Origin of the sequence: Bacillus sp. FJAT-49711, from assembly GCF_018343715.1 — a bacterium.
GTDB lineage: Bacteria > Bacillota > Bacilli > Bacillales > Bacillaceae_C > Lederbergia.
In genome coordinates this window covers 458,851-480,486 of the sequence record NZ_JAGYPL010000003.1, presented here as the reverse complement: position 1 = coordinate 480,486, position 21,636 = coordinate 458,851, and the positions used below count along the sequence as shown (strand labels likewise).

The 21,636-nt window shown below is 36.7% G+C and carries 20 protein-coding genes; 18 read left to right on the top strand and 2 right to left on the bottom strand.

Translation table 11 applies throughout. The features are described 5' to 3' along the window. Positions 1–117 precede the first annotated feature (117 nt). The 7 genes from bglX (at position 118) to pgmB (ending at position 9,791) form a co-directional block, all read left to right on the top strand. Positions 118–2,334: a beta-glucosidase BglX gene (gene bglX, locus KHA96_RS16385; RefSeq protein ID WP_213130383.1), complete on the top strand. Its 2,217-nt coding sequence runs from the start codon at positions 118–120 to the stop codon at positions 2,332–2,334. 124 nt (positions 2,335–2,458) lie between these two features. Further along, complete coding sequence (locus tag KHA96_RS16380; RefSeq protein WP_213130382.1) at positions 2,459–3,421, top strand: LacI family DNA-binding transcriptional regulator; 963 nt, start codon at positions 2,459–2,461, stop codon at positions 3,419–3,421. Between the two features lie 180 nt (positions 3,422–3,601). Continuing rightward, positions 3,602–4,825 (top strand): sugar ABC transporter substrate-binding protein, encoded by a 1,224-nt coding sequence (locus KHA96_RS16375; protein WP_213130381.1) that lies wholly within the window; start codon positions 3,602–3,604, stop codon positions 4,823–4,825. 302 nt (positions 4,826–5,127) lie between these two features. After that, positions 5,128–6,003: a carbohydrate ABC transporter permease gene (locus KHA96_RS16370; protein WP_213130380.1), complete on the top strand. Its 876-nt coding sequence runs from the start codon at positions 5,128–5,130 to the stop codon at positions 6,001–6,003. Next, complete coding sequence (locus KHA96_RS16365) at positions 6,003–6,839, top strand: carbohydrate ABC transporter permease (RefSeq protein ID WP_213130379.1); 837 nt, start codon at positions 6,003–6,005, stop codon at positions 6,837–6,839. Before KHA96_RS16370 ends, KHA96_RS16365 begins: the two co-directional genes overlap by 1 nt. 23 nt (positions 6,840–6,862) lie before the next feature. Beyond that, on the top strand, positions 6,863–9,154 hold the full coding sequence (locus KHA96_RS16360; protein WP_213130378.1) for a glycoside hydrolase family 65 protein: 2,292 nt from the start codon (positions 6,863–6,865) through the stop codon (positions 9,152–9,154). Then, complete coding sequence (gene pgmB, locus KHA96_RS16355) at positions 9,144–9,791, top strand: beta-phosphoglucomutase (RefSeq protein WP_213130377.1); 648 nt, start codon at positions 9,144–9,146, stop codon at positions 9,789–9,791. The genes KHA96_RS16360 and pgmB overlap by 11 nt, the downstream gene beginning before the upstream one ends. Positions 9,792–10,113: 322 nt before the next feature. Here the strand turns inward: pgmB and KHA96_RS16350 are convergent, their stop codons facing one another. Further along, positions 10,114–10,851 carry a CPBP family intramembrane glutamic endopeptidase gene (locus KHA96_RS16350; protein ID WP_213130376.1) on the bottom strand — a complete coding sequence of 246 codons (738 nt, stop codon included), beginning with the start codon at positions 10,849–10,851 and terminating at the stop codon, positions 10,114–10,116. Between the two features lie 58 nt (positions 10,852–10,909). Further along, positions 10,910–11,686 carry an arylamine N-acetyltransferase family protein gene (locus KHA96_RS16345; RefSeq protein ID WP_213130375.1) on the bottom strand — a complete coding sequence of 259 codons (777 nt, stop codon included), beginning with the start codon at positions 11,684–11,686 and terminating at the stop codon, positions 10,910–10,912. 342 nt (positions 11,687–12,028) lie between these two features. Here KHA96_RS16345 and KHA96_RS16340 point away from each other — a divergent pair, with 342 nt between their 5' ends. The 11 genes from KHA96_RS16340 (at position 12,029) to KHA96_RS16300 (ending at position 21,621) form a co-directional block, all read left to right on the top strand. Then, a complete protein-coding gene (locus KHA96_RS16340; RefSeq protein ID WP_213130374.1) occupies positions 12,029–13,939 on the top strand; it encodes a heavy metal translocating P-type ATPase in 1,911 nt (636 codons plus the stop codon). Between the two features lie 292 nt (positions 13,940–14,231). Continuing rightward, positions 14,232–14,396, top strand: coding sequence for an SRPBCC family protein (locus tag KHA96_RS23395; protein WP_349305779.1), 165 nt, complete (start codon positions 14,232–14,234; stop codon positions 14,394–14,396). 8 nt (positions 14,397–14,404) lie between these two features. Then, a complete protein-coding gene (locus tag KHA96_RS23390) occupies positions 14,405–14,545 on the top strand; it encodes an SRPBCC family protein (protein ID WP_349305778.1) in 141 nt (46 codons plus the stop codon). Positions 14,546–14,554: 9 nt separating this feature from the next. Beyond that, positions 14,555–14,713, top strand: coding sequence for an SRPBCC family protein (locus tag KHA96_RS23385; protein ID WP_349305777.1), 159 nt, complete (start codon positions 14,555–14,557; stop codon positions 14,711–14,713). A gap of 139 nt (positions 14,714–14,852) precedes the next feature. Further along, the gene (locus KHA96_RS16330; RefSeq protein WP_213130373.1) at positions 14,853–15,206 is read left to right on the top strand and encodes a PadR family transcriptional regulator; all 354 of its coding nucleotides are present in this window, start codon (positions 14,853–14,855) and stop codon (positions 15,204–15,206) included. Further along, positions 15,187–15,690 (top strand): DUF2812 domain-containing protein, encoded by a 504-nt coding sequence (locus KHA96_RS16325; protein WP_213130372.1) that lies wholly within the window; start codon positions 15,187–15,189, stop codon positions 15,688–15,690. Before KHA96_RS16330 ends, KHA96_RS16325 begins: the two co-directional genes overlap by 20 nt. Before the next feature lie 43 nt (positions 15,691–15,733). Continuing rightward, positions 15,734–15,976: a hypothetical protein gene (locus tag KHA96_RS16320; RefSeq protein WP_213130371.1), complete on the top strand. Its 243-nt coding sequence runs from the start codon at positions 15,734–15,736 to the stop codon at positions 15,974–15,976. Positions 15,977–16,065: 89 nt separating this feature from the next. Further along, complete coding sequence (locus KHA96_RS16315) at positions 16,066–18,348, top strand: ATP-dependent DNA helicase (RefSeq protein WP_213130370.1); 2,283 nt, start codon at positions 16,066–16,068, stop codon at positions 18,346–18,348. A 69-nt stretch (positions 18,349–18,417) separates the two neighbouring features. After that, positions 18,418–20,586 carry a YhgE/Pip domain-containing protein gene (locus KHA96_RS16310; protein WP_213130369.1) on the top strand — a complete coding sequence of 723 codons (2,169 nt, stop codon included), beginning with the start codon at positions 18,418–18,420 and terminating at the stop codon, positions 20,584–20,586. Positions 20,587–20,669: 83 nt separating this feature from the next. Then, entirely contained in the window at positions 20,670–20,849 is a 180-nt protein-coding gene (locus KHA96_RS16305; protein WP_213130368.1) for a hypothetical protein, read from the top strand. 61 nt (positions 20,850–20,910) lie between these two features. Then, complete coding sequence (locus KHA96_RS16300) at positions 20,911–21,621, top strand: EcsC family protein (protein ID WP_213130367.1); 711 nt, start codon at positions 20,911–20,913, stop codon at positions 21,619–21,621. Positions 21,622–21,636: the final 15 nt, after the last annotated feature.

The following is a 21,636-nucleotide window of genomic DNA, read 5'->3' as shown; positions in this document are numbered from 1 at the left end:
GATAGGAGAAAACCAGACAAGCTTCCTGCTTGAAGGACGCATGATTTAAAATCAAAAGTAGAATCAAAAGTATTTTGATAATAGAAAATGATCATTTAAAGATAAGGAGAATTAAAAATGAAACAATCTGCATTAGATGAACTTTTAGCTAACATGACATTGGAAGAAAAAATTGACCAGTTGCTGCAGTTGACGGGTGATTACTATAAGGGATCTGATATTAGTACAGGTCCATCTAGTTACATGAAATTTGAGGATGACACTGTAAATAATACAGGATCTATTTTAAATGTATTAGGTGCAAAAAAACTAAAACAAATTCAAACGGAATACTTGGAAAAGAATCGTCACAAAATTCCATTGCTGTTTATGGCAGATATCATAAATGGCTATAAAACTATTTTTCCGATTCCGCTCGGACTTGGTAGTACATTCAATCCAGATCTAGTAAAAGAAAGCGCTTCGGTTGCGGCAAAGGAATCTGCAGCAGCAGGATTACATATTACGTTTTCTCCGATGGTTGATTTAGTGAGAGATCCGCGTTGGGGAAGGGTAATGGAATCAACGGGAGAAGATGCATATTTGAATGGTCTTTTTGGAGCGGCAATGGTGAAAGGCTATCAAGGGGAATCTTTATCAGATGAAGGAACACTTGCGGCTTGTGTAAAACATTTGGCGGCATATGGGGCACCGGAAGGCGGACGGGATTATAACACGGTTGATATGTCTGAAAGAACATTAAGGGAGCAATATTTACCGGCATATAAAGCAGCGCTTGATGCGGGATGTGCCATGGTGATGACAGCTTTTAATACAGTTGACGGGATTCCTGCTACAGGAAATAAATGGCTAATGAAAGACCTTTTAAGAGATGAGTGGGGCTTTGAAGGAGTACTCATTTCAGATTATGCAGCAATTGCCGAGCTGATGGCTCATGGTGTTGCGGAAGACGGAGAAGAGGCGGCAAAACTTGCGATTGAAGCAGGTGTTGACATTGATATGGTTACACCCGTGTATGTTCATCATTTGAAAAAGCTAGTCGATGAAGGAAAAATACCGGAGCAATTGATTGATGAATCTGCCATGCGTGTCCTTCAATTAAAAAATCAATTAGGACTCTTTGAAAATCCGTATCGCTTCGCGGATGAGGAGAAAGAAAAGGAAATCATTCTCTGTGATGAACACCGCAATTTAGCAAGGAAAATAGTGAGTGAATCACTTGTTCTTTTAAAAAATGAAGGTGCTCTCCCTCTAAGTAAATCTAGCCAAAGCATTGCTTTTATTGGCCCATATATAGATAGTAAAGCGTTAAGTGGTTTATGGTCTATACATGGAGATTCGGATCAAGTAGTGACACTAAAACAGGCTGTGTTAGAAAAAGTCGATGGTGCTAATGTAAGCTTTGCCAAAGGAAGCGAGATTTTAGATCCTGATACGAGAATTAGTGGATTTGCTCATGAGGTGGAAGAACAGGAATTCAATCCGGACGTGGCCAAGGCGGATTTACAAGAAGCGATAGAGATTGCTAAACAATCTGATGTTGTCGTCATGGCATTGGGTGAGCATTTTATCCAAAGTGGCGAAGGGGGAAGTCGGGCTGCGATTACATTGCCTGAAATTCAACTTGAATTATTCCGGAAAGTTCACGCAGTTAACCAAAATATAGTCGTTGTACTATTTAACGGAAGACCGCTTGATTTAAAAGAATTAAATGAGAAGGCGAATGCGATTGTAGAAGCTTGGTTCCCAGGAACAGAAGGCGGTAACGGAGTTGCAGATGTTCTCTTTAATGATGTAAATCCTTCAGGAAAATTATCGATGAGCTTCCCGTATAGTGTCGGTCAAATACCTGTTTACTATAATGCCTTTAACACCGGCAGACCTTTGAAAAAAGGAGAAGCGGGTCATAGATTTCAATCGAGATACACAGATATTCCAAATGAGCCATTATATCCTTTCGGCTATGGTTTATCGTACACGGAATTTGAATATTCCAATCTTACACTTGATGAGAAAGTGTTATCATATAACGGAAAATTAACTGCATCCATTATGGTAAAAAATATCGGTAAATATGCAGGGAAAGAAACAGTACAATTATATATTCAAGATTTGGCTGGTAGTGTTGTTAGACCAGTTAAAGAGTTAAAAGCACTCCAAAAAATAGATCTTCAACCAGGTGAATCGAACACTATTGAATTTGTGATAACAGAAGAAATGTTAAGATTTTACACAGCAAGTATGAAATTTGAAAGTGAAAATGGAAAATTTAAGGTTTTCATCGGATCGAACAGCGATACGGAAATATTTGAAGAATTTGAACTAAGAAAATGAGTAGAAGAATGGACTCGCCGTTTAAGGGTGAGTCCATTTTACTAAAATTAAAAGTAAATTTTACAAAAATGACGTTTTATGTTTTACTAAATACAGAAAATAACTCGAAGCGAGGGGCATGGAATTGGTTGGTATTAAGGAAATTGCTAAAATGGCGGGTGTTTCAGTTTCTACAGTTTCAAATGTAATCAATGGACGGAAAAACGTCGGGAAAGAAACGAGAGAACGAGTATTACAAATATGCGAAGAAATGGGTTATCAGCCTAATTTAATGGGAAGAAGTTTAAAGTCGGGAAAAACGAATACCATTGTCTTCAATTTTAGCGATTTTGAAAGATCTTTTTATTTAAAGATTATTAAAGGGATAAACGATTACCTTTCGGAAAATGGCTTTGATTTAATTGTGTGTACGACAAGTTCCAGTAAAAATTTCATGCGTAATAATTTTGCTGGTGGAGCGATTGTGTTGGATAAAAAAATGGATAATGATTTTCTTGCTTCTGTTGCTGATGAACAGTTTCCAATTGTTGTTATGGATAGGATTGTAAATAATGATTACATTAAAAGTGTAATTGTTGAAAACTATACAGTTATGTGTGATCTTGTCCAATCCCTTATTGGCAAAGGGTTTCGTGATTTCGGATACATTGGCGGAATTGAAAGCTCGCTTGATCATCAAGAGCGATTTCAAGCATTTAAAGATACGCTCGAGAAAAATAATATTAGCTTTCAAAGGACTAACTATTATTTCGGAGATTTTACCGAAGAAAGTGGATACCGTGCTGCCAATATTTTAACTTTAAGCAATAACCTTCCAGAAGTTTTAGTTTGCGCCAACGACAATATGGCGATTGGTGCTATAAAAGCCTTGAAAGAAAGTAACTATTCAGTGCCCAAGGATATTTCCGTTACAGGATTCGATGATGCCAGTATTGCTGAAACATACGGGCTGACAACTGTATCGATTCCACGGTACGAGAGTGGTTATTTAGCTGCAAAAGAATTAGTGGAAATGATTCGAGGGACAGCCAATAAGGATATTTTTAAAATTTCCGCTAAGATGAAGTGGAGAAGTTCAGTAAAATAAGTTAGAACCAAACCTATTTTTGATAAAAAATTTACCTATATATTCAGTATAAGATGTAAAATTCATTAAATTTCTATATAAATTTAAGTAAAAAATATTGGAAATATAAAATTTGTTGACTTTTTCAGGACAAGACTTAAAATATAGGTATAACGTTTTATTAAAAAGGAGGACGCATTGATGAAAAAGGCGTTTAGTTTAATATCTATCATTCTACTTATGTCAATGGTCGTATTGGCAGGTTGTGGTGGAAGTAGTTCTAAAGCTGGAGAAAAGATCGTTATTTTCCAATCAAAGGTTGAAATTACGGACCAAATGAAAGCACTTGCTAAGGAATATGAAAAAGAAAAAGGAATTAAGGTTGAAATTTGGGAAACAACTGGTGACGATTATTTCCAACAGTTGAAAACAAAGCTTTCTAGTAAGCAAGGCCCATCCATTTTTACATTGGGAGGAGCAACTGAGGGAGAGCAACTTAAGTCATATGAATATGATTTAAGCAGTCAAGACTTTATGAAGAATGTAGCTCCTGAAAAAGAATTAGTAATTGATGGTAAAAAAGTCGGGCTTCCATACGGCATTGAAGGCTACGGACTTGTCTATAACAAAAATTTAGTAAAACCTGAAGATGTAAAAGATTATGATTCATTCAATAAAACATTAACAGCACTTAAAGCAGATGGTATTAATGGCCTTGGATTATCACAAGAAGCCTATTTCTTAATTGCACATATTTTAAATACACCTTTCGCACTTTTGGATGACCCAACAGCTTTTATTGAAAAACTTAATAAAGGCGAAGTGAAAATGGCTGAAACGAAAGAATTCCAAGAGTTTGCCAAATTCATGGAAACTATCAGAGCAGAATCATACAATCCACTTGAGTATAACTACGATAAGCAAATTGGGGATTTTGCAACAGGAAAAACAGCGATGATTCACCAAGGAAACTGGGCATACGGAATGTTTAAAGACTACGGCGACCTAGGTTTTGATATGGGTATGCTTCCACTTCCGCTAATGGGCAATGATAAAATTGCTGTTGGTGTACCAAGTTACTGGGCAGTAAATGCTGATGCAGATCAAAAAGAAATTGATGCAGCATTGGATTTCTTGAACTGGATGACTACTAGTGAAACAGGACAAAAATATATTGTTGAAGAATTTGGTTTCATTCCAGCAATGACAAATATTGATGCTAAAGATCTAGATCCACTATCTTCAGATTTATTAGAAGCATCTAACTCAGGAAAATCTATTCCGTGGACATTTAACTTATGGCCAGCAGGTATTGTAGATGCTGACCTAGCTCCAGCAACACAAGAATTCTTTATTAATAAAGATATGACTGGACAACAATTTATAGAGTCTCTTGATAAAGCTTGGGCTAATGCTACGAAATAATAAATGATTGGAGAGCTTTATCTCCGTGCTGTTTAAAAGGGCATAAGCTAGAGAAAAATAAAAAGCCTAACATCGAGTATAGTAAAAATAGATGTTAGGCTTTTTATATGAATGTTATCTTCTCTACTTAGAAAGTTTAGCAGTTCTTATGAAGTTTGCAGCTCTTTTTTCATTATTTTAGATGCGTTATATAAGCGAAAAATCTTTTTTCATTTAAATGTAACATGTAACAAACAATTTTTCAGAAAAGAGCTTGCATGAATGTGGCTCATTTCTATGTAAAACTGAAAGAAGGGTTATTTATGAAACGAAGAAAAGATAAAGCGTGGTTTGCTTTATTTACGGTCCCGACGCTGATTGCTTTTGTGACAGTTGTTATTATTCCGTTTTTTATTGGAATATACTATTCCTTTTTTAGTTGGGATGGTATTCCGGCAAACCCGAAAATCTTTGTTGGATTTGAAAATTACGCGAAGTTGTTTGGGGAACAGCGTTTTCTAACTTCTGCTTGGGTAACAACGAAGTTTACGGTCATAGCGCTTATATCGATCAATGTTATTGGTCTCGGTTTTGCTTTACTCGTTACTACAAAATTACGGGTGCGAAATGTAGCACGTTCAATGTTTTTTATGCCGAATCTCATCGGAGGTTTAATTTTAGGTTATATTTGGAAATTTATATTTTCTGATGCATTCCTAGTGATTGGCGAAGTAACAGGATTCAAGTCCATTTTCTTCAACTGGATGATTGATCCGAAATATTCTTTATATGCTATGGTCATTGTTTTTACTTGGCAAATGGCTGGGTATGTGATGATTATTTATATCGCAGGAATCGGTTCTATTCCAGAAGATGTAATGGAAGCCGCGAAAGTGGATGGAGCTAACTTTTGGCAGAAACTTACGAAAGTTACATTCCCATTGTTAATGCCATCGTTTACGATTTGCTTATTTTTGACTGTGTCTAATTCATTTAAAATATTTGACGTTAACCTCTCTCTAACGGGCGGTGGACCTAATAATTCTACAGAATTATTAGCTATGAATATTTATAATGAAATATTTGGATATAACAACTTTGGTTATGGACAGTCAAAAGCGATTATTTTCTTTATACTAGTTGCAGCAATTACATTGACGCAAGTGGCGATTACGAAAAAGAAAGAGGTTGAAATGTAATGAAAAAAATAGGGAGGTTTATATTAGGATTCTTCGTCATTGCCCTCGGACTTGTCTACTTGTCGCCTATTTATATTATGTTGGTCAACTCTTTCAAAAACCGTGCCGAATTATATCAAAATACATTAGCTTTTCCTACGTCATTTGATTTTAAATATTATGTTGATGCAATGGAAAAAATGGACTTCCTTCAGTCATTTTTTAATTCCTTGTTAATCACTGTTGTATCCTGTTTGCTCATTGTATTATTCTCCTCGATGACAGCGTGGATGCTAGTAAGAACTGATGATAAACTCAGTAAATTTATTTTTATGACTTTTGTTGCTACAATGCTTATTCCTTTCCAAACACTAATGATGCCGTTAATGCAATTTATGTCGAAGTTCCGTGATGTATTAGGCATTCCAATGTTAAACACTCATGGTGGTCTTATTTTCATGTATATTGGCTTCGGTACGAGTATGGCTGTTTTCTTATATCATGGATTCATCAAGTCGATCCCAGTATCATTGGAAGAAGCAGCACTTTTAGACGGCGCCTCTAAGTTTGGGATTTTCTGGAGAATTGTCTTCCCGTTGTTAAAGCCGATTACTGTTACCGTCATTATTTTAGACGTAATATGGATTTGGAACGATTACTTGCTGCCGTCCCTCGTTCTTTCTGATCGTGCATTGAGAACAATCCCACTATCAACTGCTTCATTCTTCGGGCAGTTTACGATTCAGTGGAATTTAGCGATGGCTGGACTTACATTAACAATCATTCCGGTTGTCATTTTCTATGCATTAGCTCAAAAGCATATTATTAAGGGCGTTGCATCCGGAAGTGTCAAATAATATAGCCGAAAGGGTTTGTCATCATGAATAAGTATTTGTTTGAAATAAATGATCTTAGTACCGATAATGACGACTTAATGCTTCATGAAACATTGTTTCATAATGCAAATGGGTACCTGGGTGTACGTTCAAATTATGAAGAAGGTTACCCGGAGCAATATAACTCAATTCGAGGTATGTATATAAACGGATTCTATGACTTTGCAGAAATGAAACAAGCTGAAAATCTATATGGTTTTGTGGAAGAAAAGCAAACGATGGTGAATATCGTTGATACACAAGGAATCAAGCTAATGGTCGATGGTGAAGAATTTAGCTTGTTCCAAGGAACTGTGTTGAAAAGCTCAAGAATATTAGATATGAAAAAAGGAATTACAAAAAGAACAATTCTTTGGCGCTCACCTAATCATCGTGAAGTAGAAATTGTCATTACTAGAATGGCATCCTTTACGATGCTGCCGTTATTTACTATTGATTATCAAGTGACTGCTAAGAATTTTTCGGGTGAAGTAAAATTTACATCTACCCATATCGGTAATGTGCAAAATTACTTTAATCCTAATGATCCACGTGTTGCTGCAGAAAGTTTTCAACATATTCTAGTGGAAAATGCAGACGTTCAAGATGGTATTTCTATCATTTCATCAAAAACGTCTAAATCTAACTTGTCTGTTTGGTCAGCTGTAAAAAATGAATTATCTAAAGAGGGGAATGTGCAGCAACAAGTACATTCTCTGTCGGTAGATTGTGAAATAACAACGTCAATTGACCAAGATGAAACAATTTCGCTTACTAAGTATACAGTATTATGTGATTCTATTCGCTACACAAATGGATCTGAAAAGGCTCTGCGATTTATGCATGAAGCTACAGCTAAAACGTTAGCTGGAATGTATAAAGAACAGGAAGAATTTTTGGCGGACTATTGGGAAAACGCAAGTGTGGATGTTGATGGCGACGATGAGTTAAGCATGGCCATTTACTATAATCTTTACCAATTGCTGCAATCTGTTGGGAAAGATCGCTTCAGTAATGTAGCGGCAAAAGGTCTTAGTGGCGAAGGATATGAAGGTCACTATTTCTGGGATACGGAAATGTACATTCAGCCGTTCTTCTTATTGACGCAGCCTGATATTGTGAAAAATTTGATTGCATACCGATATAATATTTTGGATTCTGCAAGAGAACATGCAAAAATCATGGGTCACACAAAAGGAGCTTTATTTCCGTGGAGAACCATCATGGGAAAAGAATGCTCTGGCTACTATCCTTCTGGATCGGCACAATATCATATTAATGGTGACATCGCTTATTCCGTCATTAATTATTATTTAGTGACAAAGGATCTTAGTTTTATTGCCGATAAAGGTGCGGAAATCTTATTTGAAACAGCAAGGCTTTGGCTTGATGTAGGTCATTTCCACGATGGGAAATTCTTAATTCATAATGTTACAGGGCCGGATGAGTATACGTGTGTCGTGAACAATAACTACTATACAAATACACTCGCCCAACACAACTTAAAGTGGGCGGTGAAATTTTACGAGCTTTTAGAATCGAAAAATCTTACGTCTGCGATTGAAAAAATAAGGTTGGAACGCAGCGAAATTGAATCGTTTAAACAGGCAGCTGAGCAAATGTATTTGCCATATAATGAAGAATTGGATATCAATCCTCAAGATGATTCATTCTTATCTAAGAAAGTATGGGATTTCGAAAATACACCAGAAGACAAATACCCATTGCTTTTACATTACCATCCGCTCCATTTATATCGCCATCAAGTGCTTAAGCAGGCGGATACAGTGTTGGCTCACTTTATTTTAGAAGATGCCCAAAGTTTAAGTACGATTGAAAATTCTTTTGCTTATTATGAAAAAATCACGACTCATGATTCATCGCTATCCACTTGTATTTATAGTATTGTTGCGTCGAAGTTAAAGCAATATGACAAGGCGTATGAGTATTTTGGTGAATCTGCAAAACTTGATTTATTTAATACTCATAAAAATACGAAGGATGGTATCCATACTGCTAATATGGGTGGAAACTATATGGCAATTGTCTATGGCTTCGGAGGATTGCGCATTAAGGAAGACGGCTTGCATTTTGCACCTGCCTTACCTGAAAAGTGGACAGGCTATAACTTTAAAGTTCGTTTTGAAGATAGTGTGATCTTGGTAAGAATCGACGGCGACAATTGCACATTCTCTCTACAAAAAGGAACGGAGAAGGCAATTCGTGTGTATGGAAAAACGTATGAATTGAAGGATAGTCTCGTTATTCCGTTGGAGGAGAAGAGTCATGTCCTATAAATGTGCGATATTTGACTTAGATGGTGTACTTGTTGATACAGCGAGATATCATTATCTTGCCTGGAAAGAACTTGCTGAAAAGTTGGGCTTCGAATTTACCCTTGAGCATAATGAAATGCTTAAAGGGGTCTCGAGAATGACTTCATTAGATATTTTGCTAGAGGTAGGAAAGATGAAAGACGCTTTTTCAGAAGAAGAGAAAGTGAAAATGGCGACCGAGAAAAACAATCGCTATGTCGAATATATATCCAATATTGATGAATCAGAAATATTGGACGGCGTCCTCCAGCTATTGCAGGAGTTAAGACAGCAGGGAATCAAGATCGCCCTTGGCTCAGCGAGTAAAAATGCGCAAATCATTTTGAAAAACGTTGGGATTGAAGAGTATTTTGATGTGATCGTAGATGGGAATTCTGTCTCCAAAGCAAAGCCTGATCCTGAAGTATTTACTCTTGGAGCTGAAACACTGGGCATTCCTTATGAAGGGTGCGTCGTGTTTGAAGACTCTCAAGCTGGATTGGAAGCTGCCAAAGTTGCAGGGATGCTCGCGATAGGTGTTGGTCAGAAAAAGGACTTAACGAATGCGGATGTTGTGTATTCGTCTTTGAAAGACTTTGATATAGAGCGATACTTTTAATAGAAAGATCGTAAGGGATTCCTTACGATCTTTCTATATTTCCCGAAGACCAATAAAAACGGTTTTGTCTACAAATCCAAAATCTTTTTCAGTTATAGACATTAAAGTGTTATCTCCGTGATCTTGCGATGTGAAAATGGAGATACCCTCCTCGCTGGTAATGTCAAAATGGAAAAAAGGAGTAGTGAATACGGATTCCTCATGCATGCTTGTTTGAAACAGTTGTTATTCCAAGTATCTTTAATTAGTTTTTGTCTAGCTTCGTACTTTTCCCCTGATTCTTCAATATTACTTGTATCGAATCTAAAGTTATATATATTGTTCACCCTTTTATAAGAAAGATTATCGGAGCAATTGAAAAGGCGATGTTCACAATAAAATGACATACAATCAATGGGAATAATCTTTTCTGCTTGTAATAAATGATGCCGCTGCCGATTCCCCAAAGAAAAAATGCGGCGAAATAGACAACGCCTCCTTGCCAGCTAGGTGCTAGCATAATATGCTGCAAAGCAAAACCTAAAGATGGAATTATAATCGCAGGTGCTGCTTTTTGAAAAACTTTAAGGAAAATCGGTTGGGCATATCCGCGATACATCAATTCCTCAATTGGTGCATTTAAAAAAGGGAAAATAAGAGACACAAATGCTGATAACCATAATAACCACTGGGGACGTGAAAAAGTAATATCCCCCGCGAATGTTGTTTGAAAATGCAGGTAAAAATCCGGACCAAACATGATTAACATGGTTATGATAATCGCTATTAGAAAAGGTATATATAATACTAGCAGCCATAAGAAGCCAAAAAGAACATCTTTCCAAAAAAGGTCTCGTTGGAATCCTGTTAATTCTTTGAGTGATCGCCCCTCTTTTATTAATAAGTGGCGTAGCAGGATGAAACACAAAGCATTCACAATTGTAAAATAAATTGGTGAAATGTCACTTAGGAAAGGGAATTGAAAGTCCCATCCCATTACCATAAATAAAACTGAAAAAATAAGCAGCACAATCATCAGCATCGGAAACCTAATAAATGAAACAATCCATGCTTTTTTCATAGTTGCCCCCTAAAAAAACTGAAAAAGGATAATACCCATTATTCAGGATGGTAGCATGCTAATTATCTAGAACAATACCAAAATATGTTTTAAGGGCTTCCTTATATTCCTTTTCTGTTGCAGGTATAAAAGTTTGCACTGAGTCATTCTTGAAAATCCTAAATTCTTTCCCGTCCACTGAATTCCTTCCCTCGTCAGTACGAATCGCAACCATCGCATTTTCGATGAAGATGGAGTCTGGGGAATTCTCACACCAAAAAGAAGCCATAATGAAATCTTTAGGAAGTTGAGGTTCCTCTGTAAAGGAATAAATTTGTCTCCAATCTCCGTGCTTTTTCTCCATTAACATCCATCCAAAGTATGGATCGACTTCTAATTTATAAAATTCATCTCCTTGTTCGTGAACGAGACCTTCCGCCATTTCAATTGGCTGGCGAGGGACAATTCCTCCCACGCCTACGTCACATAAGAAAAACTTTCCTTCTGCTTCTACTTTTAATACATGATGCCGCCTTTTCGGAGGGGCATTAGGCTCATCACGCCAGAAACGAGCGAATAAGCTTGTTACTTTATATCCTAATTCTTTTAACAGCCAACTGAAAATGGCATTTAGCTCAAAGCAGTATCCACCACGTCGACGAATGATAATCTTATCGTATAAATCCGGAACTTCTAATGATAGCGGGATGCGGTTCAAAATATCAAAGTTTTCATATGGAACTGAATGAAGATGACATTCTTGTATTTTGGCAAGTGCAATGGCACTGCCATCTAGTAGACCTGTGTATCCGATTCTCTTTAAATAAGCGCTTACATCCATTTTCGCTTCTTTCATATCATTTTTACCCCTTTGCTGTAAAATTATCTCTTCCACCACTATACCATTCATTAGTAAAAGGATAAATCTTAAAATAAGTAAGTGTACACCTTATTTTTAGTAAGTATGTCTTAATAATAATTTTAAATTATTTGATAATGATTATCATTAGCATTTAAGTGGATTTAGCTTTATTATCAAGTTAGATGTTGATAAATAACATTAATAATCATTCTCAATTATATTGAAGAATTCTCAATTAAATTTGACTTACTTGTTTCCTTTTACTATAATATTCATATAATAATTATTATAAATTAGCATTCTTAAAGTTCGAAGTTTAAACTAGGAGGTGTTGAAATGAGTGCTCTTGCACAATTTTTAGAGAACAAAAATGCAGTAACAGAAAGCAATTTTCTAAAAAAGATAAAAATGAATGGTGAACTGATTGCGGCAATTGCATGTGGTGTCCTCATTTTTCTAGGCTGGTTAATGGATAAGAATGCATCTGATAAATTATCCATCATTTTATATTTATTAGCTTTTGCCATTGGTGGCTATGCGAAGGCAAAAGAAGGTATTGTGGATACGATTGAAAATAAGGAACTCAACGTTGAGATGCTGATGATAATAGCTGCTATCGGGTCTGCCATTATTGGATATTGGACAGAAGGTGCGATCTTAATTTTTATTTTCGCAGTAAGTGGTGCGCTTGAAACGTATACAATGAATAAAAGCCAGAAGGAAATATCTTCATTAATGGAGTTGCAGCCTGAAGAAGCGTTGCGCATAATTGGAGAACGAGAAGAACGTGTTCACGTATCGAAACTCGCTATTGGAGATTTCATTTTAATTAAACCTGGGGAAAGGGTTCCTTCAGATGGCGAAATTGTAAAGGGAATTTCCACATTGGATGAAGCGGCGATTACGGGTGAGTCAATTCCTGTATCAAAAGGACTTAAGGACGAAGTTTTTGCGGGTACTGTGAATTTAAACGGTTCGATAACAGTTCGAATTACAAAACCAAGTCATGAAACGCTATTCCAGAAAATCATCGAATTGGTTCAGTCAGCACAAAGTGAAAAGTCGCCTTCTCAATTGTTTATTGAGCGGTTTGAAGGTAAATATGTAAAGATCGTGCTTGCTGTAGTTGCGTTAATGATGTTCTTGCCTCACTTTTTACTTGGATGGAGTTGGACGGAAACTTTTTATAGGGCGATGATTTTATTAGTAGTTGCATCACCGTGTGCTCTCGTTGCATCTATTATGCCCGCAACCTTGTCCGCCATTTCAAATGGGGCGCGGCACGGCATTCTTTTTAAAGGTGGCGTTCACCTGGAACAATTAAGTGATCTACAAGCAATTGCTTTTGATAAAACAGGTACGTTGACAACTGGAAAACCTGAAATAACAGATGTCATCGCCCAAGACGGATTTTCATCTGAGGAGATCTTACTTATTGCCGCGTCTATAGAACGGCATTCAAACCACCCGTTGGCAAACGCAATCGTGAAATACGCGCAAGAAACAATGTCGGGAAAGTTCATTGAACTAGATAGCATTGAAGATGTTCCGGGCTGGGGAGTAAAAGCAAGCATTAATCAAACAGAATGGAAAATTGGGAAAAGTGGTTTTGTTGGCGGAGAAGCGGCAGGACAATGGAAGGCTAAAGAATTGGCGAAAGAGGGAAAAACAGTCGTATTTATTCAAAAGGGAGAAGAACTTGTTGGCATGATTGCCTTAAAAGACCTTGTTCGAGCAGAATCAATGAAGGCAATCGACCAATTAAAAAATCAAGGTCTGTACACAATTATGCTGACAGGCGACAATTCTCAAACGGCGCAAGCCATCGCTTCCGAGAGTCATGTCCAAGAGTATATCGCGGAGTGTTTGCCTGAAAATAAAGTTAATCATATTAAGCAGTTAAAGGAGAAATACGGAAATGTTGCAATGGTCGGCGATGGAATCAACGACGCACCTGCACTAGCAACAGCGAACGTTGGGATTTCCGTTGGAGACGGAACCGATGTCGCACTCGAAACGGCAGATATGATTTTAATGAAAAACGATCTTTCTCGTATCTCGGATGCTGTCAATCTATCGAAAAGAATGAATCGAATCATTAAACAAAATATCGTCTTTTCCATTGGTGTAATTATTTTATTGATTTTATCCAACTTCTTGCAAGTGTTGGATTTGCCATACGGAGTCATTGGTCACGAAGGCAGTACCATCTTGGTTATATTGAATAGTTTGAGGTTGTTAAAATAATATTCTTGTGGAGCGGTGGGGGATTGTCTCGCCGTTTTATTTATGCGCTTAATCGTATTTTTTAAGCGATGCTAAATGTTTAATTATGCAGTAATTCTTTGATGGACAAATACTTGGAGAGTAGAATGATTTTGTCCATCAAAATGCGTATGATGGACAAGTGCCTTAAAATAGAACCATACTTTCCAACAATGTGAGCGTGAAGGACAAATGCATGATATTAAAGATTAAGTCATGCCCGGGATTGTGGTAGAAGGGAATAAAGTTCATTATAAAGAATGGAGGAAAGACAATGCTTGCTAAACTACAAAAAACAGAACACGGTTATCTGGCTCAGTTCGATCACTTCTTAAATCACCGAGTTGAAAATGTATGGTCCATGCTGACAGATAACGATAAATTATCGCAATGGTTTTCTGAACTTCGAGTGAAGGATCTTCATGAAGGGGGAATTTAACTTTTGACATGGGTGATGGAAGCTTTGAAGAAATGAAAATCACCGAGGTGAAAACGCACTCTGTACTACAATTTACATGGGCAGACGATGTTGTTCGATTTGAGCTTTATCCTAATTCAGAAGGATGTCAGTTAACTTTAATAGAATAGATTAATAAGATGACTGACCACACACCGAGAGATCTGGCAGGGTGGCATGTGTGTCTTGATGTGATTAGTGCATTATTGGATGGAAAAATAATAGAAAACCGTAAAGCTGAATGGGAGAAATGGTTTCCGAGATATGTTAAAGCTATAAATGAAATAAAAGAAGACTGAATGATTCGCTTCAGTCTTTTTTTATGCCTATTTTTAAAAAACCTATTGATATAATAAAGTAAATTTGTTACTATATCGTTAAACGATATATCAGTATGCGATACAACGATAGACGATATATAAAAGTAGGTGAATATGGATGAAACGAATAGAAGATTATTTACCGTTATCACAAGCGACGTATTATATTTTATTGTCATTAAGAGAAGTTCGCCATGGATATGCGATTATGCAGGATGTTGAGGAAATCAGCCATGGTGAAGTTACGATGGGACCAGGGACGTTGTACGGGGCGCTTGGAAAGCTTGAAAAACAAAAGATTATTGCGAAAGCGGATGTAGATGAAGAGGACAGACGTAAGTATTATCGACTAACTACTTTTGGAAAAGAAATTGTTCAATTGGAATATAAGCGTCTTGAATCTCTAGTGAAAAATGCGAGCAGCATCATAAAAGAAATGGAAGGTGATCAAGATGACGGTCAAGAAATTTAAATTATTTACACCCTCGGATGTACAGAAAGAAGAACGGTGGCTAACCGAAATGTCACGAAAAGGACTTCATTTTATCAAATATCGTCTAGGTATGTATTACTTTGAAGAAGATCCTAACCAATCATACGTCTATCAAATTGATTTTCGTGACGCGGATGCCGATTATTTTCAATTATATAAAGACGCCGGATGGGAACAGGTGGCGTCATTTATTGAAAAGTTTCATTATTTCCGAATGCCTGCTAATCAGAAAAATATTCAAAAAATTTATTCCGACCGTGAATCAGTGAAAGAAACATTTCAGCGTATGATTCAATTTTACTTAACAATGTTTGTTGCTTTGATAGCCTGTCAAGCTGGTTTAATCGCAACTTGGAAAGGGTATGTCTTTCAAATAATCGCCGCCAGCCTGGTCGGAATCGTTTTTATTCTATATTTGTATGTATTCTTTACTCTTAAACGGAAAATAGACTTTTATAAATAACTTTGGAATTATAAATTTAGCACTTTAGCGGAGGATAGAAGATATGGATTTGACCTCAAAACAACAATCCGTTTTAGGCGAATTGACCGTTGACTGGAAAACGCCAATACAGATTGCAGAACGTCTTCCTCAAGCGGAAGGGAATCTATCGGACGTAAACGAGACGCTTATAGGCTTAGTAAGTGCAGGGTTGGTGCAAGCTAATCCCACTGTTTTCGGATTGTATCGCTTAACTGAGGATGGCATGAATATCAAGAAATTGGATAAGAGTAATTTTGATTCTTAAGGTAAATCGAGAATCTAAATTAATTCTCTTTGGTCATTGCGAACGCCTGTGCTACAATATTTGTATAACCCTTTAAAATAGGTGAGAAAATGGATGATCAAATAAAAGTAGCCGTGCGTCCCCTTGTAGAATATGTTTACCGAAGCGGAAGCATTGAATCAGGCTTTAGAAGTGTTACTACATTAACTGAGGGAACGAAAGCACATCGCAAACTTCAAAAGGATTATGATGAAGACGATGAAAGTGAAGTATTTCTTCAAACTGAGATGGTTTATGATCATCTCCTTTTTGTTATTGAGGGAAGATGTGATGGATTACTTCGTACAAAAGAAGGCTTTACTATTGATGAAATCAAATCGACATCTGGAAGTCTTCAGAACATTACAGAAGATACATATCCGGTTCACTGGGCTCAGGCGAAATGTTATGCCTATATGTACACAAGACAGCAGACCCTAAAAGAAATGAATGTCCAGCTCACTTATTTTCAAAAAGAATCGGAAGAAACGAAGAAATTTATAAAAAGTTATAGCTTTCAAGAATTAGAAGATTTTATTTTTACACTTTTAGAAAGCTATGCCCCTTATGCAAAGTGGCTAAAGGAACATGAACGAGAGTTGAAAAATAGCGCCCGTGATCTTCAATTCCCGTATGAATCATATCGAAAAGGCCAACGACAATTAGCGGGGGCAGTTTATAAAACAATTGTAGAGAAAAAAACATTATTTGCAACGGCTCCTACAGGGATTGGAAAAACAATTTCTACCTTATTTCCTGCTGTAAAGGCGATCGGGGAAGGGGACCTCAAGAAAATATTCTACTTAACAGCGAGAACGACAACTCGTCAAACAGCAGAGGAAGCATTTCGTTTAATGGAGAATAAAGGATTAAACGTGAAATCAGTCACCATTACGGCGAAGGATAAAATCTGTTTTACCGAAGAAAAATTATGTACAAAAGAACACTGTCCGTTTGCGGATGGCTTTTACGACCGGATAAATGAAGCTGTGCTTGATATTCTTTCAAATGAGAAAGAGATGTCTAGAGAAGTTATTGAGAGATACGCAAGAAAGCATATGGTGTGCCCATTTGAATATTCATTGGAGTTAGCATACGCGTCGGATGCTGTTATTTGCGATTATAATTATATTTTTGATCCGCGTGTATCATTGAAACGTATTTTTGATGAGACAAAAAAACAGACAGTCCTTCTTGTTGATGAAGCCCATAACTTAGTTGATCGAGCAAGGGATATGTACTCTGCGAGCTTGGATAAAAGGATGTTCTTAGAATTAAAGCGTTTGTACAAACATAGTCAGGTTTTTGAATCTGCTAAGCTAATAAATGACTTTTTCATTCGTCTTAGGAAACAGACGGAAGGTGAACAATATCAAGTTTTACAAGAAGTAGATGAAGAGTTTAATGAGCTTATTGAAAAATTCATTGAAGATGCGGAGCAAGAATTATTTAACGGAAATGAAAGAGAGGGTGGCCAAGCTTTGCTCGATGCATTTTTTGCAGCTTTGAGCTGGTCGCGCATCGTTAAGCTATATGATGAACAATATGTCGCATATGTTGAAGTAAATCGCAATGAAGTGATGATAAAAATGTTTTGTTTAGATCCTTCTACTGTAGTTTATCAAGCAGGGAAGTCATTTAAATCGCGTGTCTATTTTTCAGCTACTTTATCCCCATTACAGTACTTCTTGCTAATGCTCGGAGGAAAAGAAGATGATTACACTGTATCAATCCCATCGCCGTTCTCGAAAGAACAGACGGACGTAAGGGTTCATCCATTATCAACAAGATTTCGTGATAGGGAAGGATCCGTATTGCCAATTGTTCAATCACTGGAAGCTGTCATCAAAAACAGTCCAGGGAACTATATTATTTTCTTCCCTTCTTATCAATATATGAATCGCGTTTTTGAAGAATGGACATCATGCAACACGGGAATTCCGACGATTATTCAAGGTCCTGGAATGACGGAATATGAGCGGGAAAATTTTTTAATAAAATTTCAGTCTGATCAAAAGGAATCTCTTTTAGCTTTTGCAGTGCTTGGAGGAATTTTTTCAGAAGGAGTCGATTTAAAAGGTGATCGGTTAAATGGTGTCTTTTTAGTTGGAGTTGGGCTTCCGCAAATAGGTATTGAAAGAGAATTGATTAAAGACTATTTTTCTAGAAATGGACAAAATGGCTATGATATCGCGTATGTGTTTCCCGGGATGAATAAAATCCTTCAAGCTGGAGGACGTCTTATTAGAACAGAAACGGATACAGGTATTATTATGCTTTTCGATGATCGCTATCTTCAGCCTAAATATAAAAAAATGATGCCTGACGAGTGGAAAGACTTTCGGATTTTCTAAATGGTTTGGTTATATAGCTTTTTAATGGGTAAATTAAAACATATATCTCATTAAAAAGGGCAAAAAATCATGAACAACATTCGAAAGATATATACAAATGACATAAAAAACATCATTACAAACTGGGCTGCCGCTATTATGATCGGCGGCCTTATTGTACTTCCTTCTTTATATGCATGGCTAAATATCGCGGCTATGTGGGATCCGTATTCAGAGACAGGCAATCTTCCTGTTGCCATTGTAAATGAAGATCAAGGAGCTAAAATTCGTAATAAAGATATCGATGTAGGAAAAGAGCTAGTGAAGACGTTAAAAACAAATAAAAGCATGGATTGGCATTTTACGAATCGTAAGAAAGCGATGGATGAAGTCGATTATGGAAATTACTTTGCTGTGATTATTATTCCTAAAGACTTTTCAGAGAAATTGGCAACCGTCATTTCTGCTAAACCAGAAAAGGCTAAAATGGAGTATTATGTCAATGAAAAAATCAATTCCGTTTCACCCAAAATTACTCAAAAAGGAGCTTCTCTCATTGTTGAGCAAGTGAGCAGCAGGTTCATTTCCACAGTAAATGGAGTTATTTTTGATTTGTTTAATGAGATTGGCATTGAATTGGAACACGATCTTCCTGATATTGAAAGATTCGAACAATATATATTCACGCTTGAAAACAATTTGCCGGAAATCAATCGCGTTTTAGATGAATCACTGGCTGATGCAACTTCAGCAGAGAATATTTTGAACAAAGCGGAAGGGAAAATTCCAGAGGTAAGAAAGCTTACAAGTAATGGACTTGATACCATTAATAAAACAACAGATTTTATTACGACAGCAGAAGACCGACTGAATGCGATCGCTCCAACAATTAAAGCTGATGTGGAGAAGGTTCAGAAGGTCTCTACTGATATTAATAACTTTTTAAACGATGCCCAAAACGTAAATATAGATTTAAGCAAGGGAGATCAGTTGCAAAAAAACCTGCAAGATCAATTTAATAATGCGTTGCAAACGATTGATACGATTGAATCATCTTTAATAAAGCTTAAACAGATTAATACCGAACAGGGAGGAGGTTCTGGCAGTGAACAACTGGATGAGGCAATAGCAAAAACGGGTGAGTTAAAAGCAGCTTTACAAACTGGCGGAAGCCAAATAACGGATATTAATCAATTTTTGAGCCAGAAAAAGCAGGAGTTTAAAGATACACTCGAATCAATTAAAGACAAGGCATCTACCGTTCCTGCAAAATTGGATGCTTTTATTAAAGAATACAATGATTCGATTGAGCCTACGATTTTAGTTGAAGTAGCGAATGCGAAAAAAACTTTGTCAAATGCGAAAGCGATGTTAACAGAGGCTCAATCCACCTTGCCAGAAGTTGAAAGAATTTTAAAAAGTACACAAGGGAATTTAAAGGACGGAAAAAAAGCGTTAGATTATGCACATGGTCAGTTTCCGTATGTGAATTCAAAGGTAAAAGCACTTGCGGACAAAATTCGAAAAGTAAAAAGTGAAGCAGATATTAATGAAATCATAAATTTACTCCGACACGATCCGAATGCAGAACGTAATTTCTTTGAAGAGCCTGTGAAGCTAGACGAGCATAAACTTTTCCCGATTAAAAATTATGGTACAGGCATGACGCCATTCTATACTGTGCTTTCTATTTGGGTAGGTGCGCTTTTGCTCATTTCTCTTCTAGCTGTTGATGTACATCAACATGATCTCTATACAGGAAAACAAATATACTTTGGACGATTTCTGACCTTTTTAACGATTGGATTTCTACAAACACTCATCGTTACCTTAGGAGATTTATTTATCCTCCATGTATCAGTCAGCGCTCCCTTTTGGTTTGTCATATTTGGGCTTTTCATTTGTATCGTGTTCATGTTAATTGTCTATTCTCTCGTTTCCGTTTTCGGAAATGTCGGGAAGGCGATGGCGATCATTATGCTTGTTTTACAAATAGCAGGTTCAGGAGGGACTTATCCCGTCGTGCTCCTTCCGAAATTCTTTCGAATCATCAGTCCCTTTTTACCATTCACTTATGCTGTTGATTTAATGAGAGAAGCAGTAGGGGGAATTGTTTTGGAAAGGGTGCTGCATGATGTATTATTTCTTTCCATATTTGGATTAATCGCATTATTACTGGGTACATTCTTAAAAGAACCTCTTAGCAAAAAGACGCAAGCGATATTAAAAAAATCAAAAGAATCCGGGCTTTTTCATTGATAGTGTTGTAATCTATCCTGATTCGTTATATCATTAAAGTATATTCTTTATTAAGAACGAAATAATGAATCAGGAGGAACGAAATGGATTTAAAATCAGTGCGGCGTTATCAAGAAACACTAGTGAGAAATGAGGAATCATCAGAACAAGCTGTTCATTATAATGAAAAAACATTAGAGGACTTTCTGTTAACTATGCAAAGAATCGAAACGAAAATTGATGTTTTGCTGATGCGGTATGATCGAAGACACCAAGTGGAATGAATCTTTTCAGCGCGTTTTACGTATACTTTTGTACTAGCAAACTTTAAGAGGATGATCGAACATGACTGAGTATAGTATAAAGGTACAGGATGAGCTGCGGATTTGGAAGGAAAAGATGCTTAAGCAGTCAAGCCTCATTAATCGAATATCGAAAAAAGCGCAAACGAAAGTCAACAAGTTGATTCCTGAAAAAGTGCATACTGTTATGACGGAAAGCATTAAAAACATGGTAAAAGCAACATTAGTAGGATCAAATGTAACGACGAAGAAGCATCAAACCATTGGTATGAATCTTTATGAGAAGGACGAAATGCTTAAAGAAAAGCTCTCTAATTATCGAAAAACAGCAGTGATTGAGGGTGCTGGTACAGGTGCTGGAGGCATTTTACTCGGTTTAGCTGATTTTCCGTTGCTGTTGTCCATTGAAATTAAATTTTTATTTGAAGCGGCGTCTATTTATGGTTTTGATACAAATGAGTATGAAGAGCGCTTGTTCATACTTCACGTTTTCCAGCTTGCTTTTTCAAGCGATGAAAAACGAAGAGAAACCTTTCATATTATTGAAAACTGGGAGGGAGAAAAGCAGTTTTTAGTGGATATGGATTGGCAAAAATTCCAACAGGAATACCGTGATTATATTGATTTCGTTAAAATGCTGCAATTAATACCTGGGTTAGGTGCAGTTGTAGGAGCGTATGCTAATTACAATCTCCTTGATCATTTAGGCGAAACGGCCATGAATGCGTATCGATTAAGAACTTTGCAAAATTGAATCAAGTCCGATTAC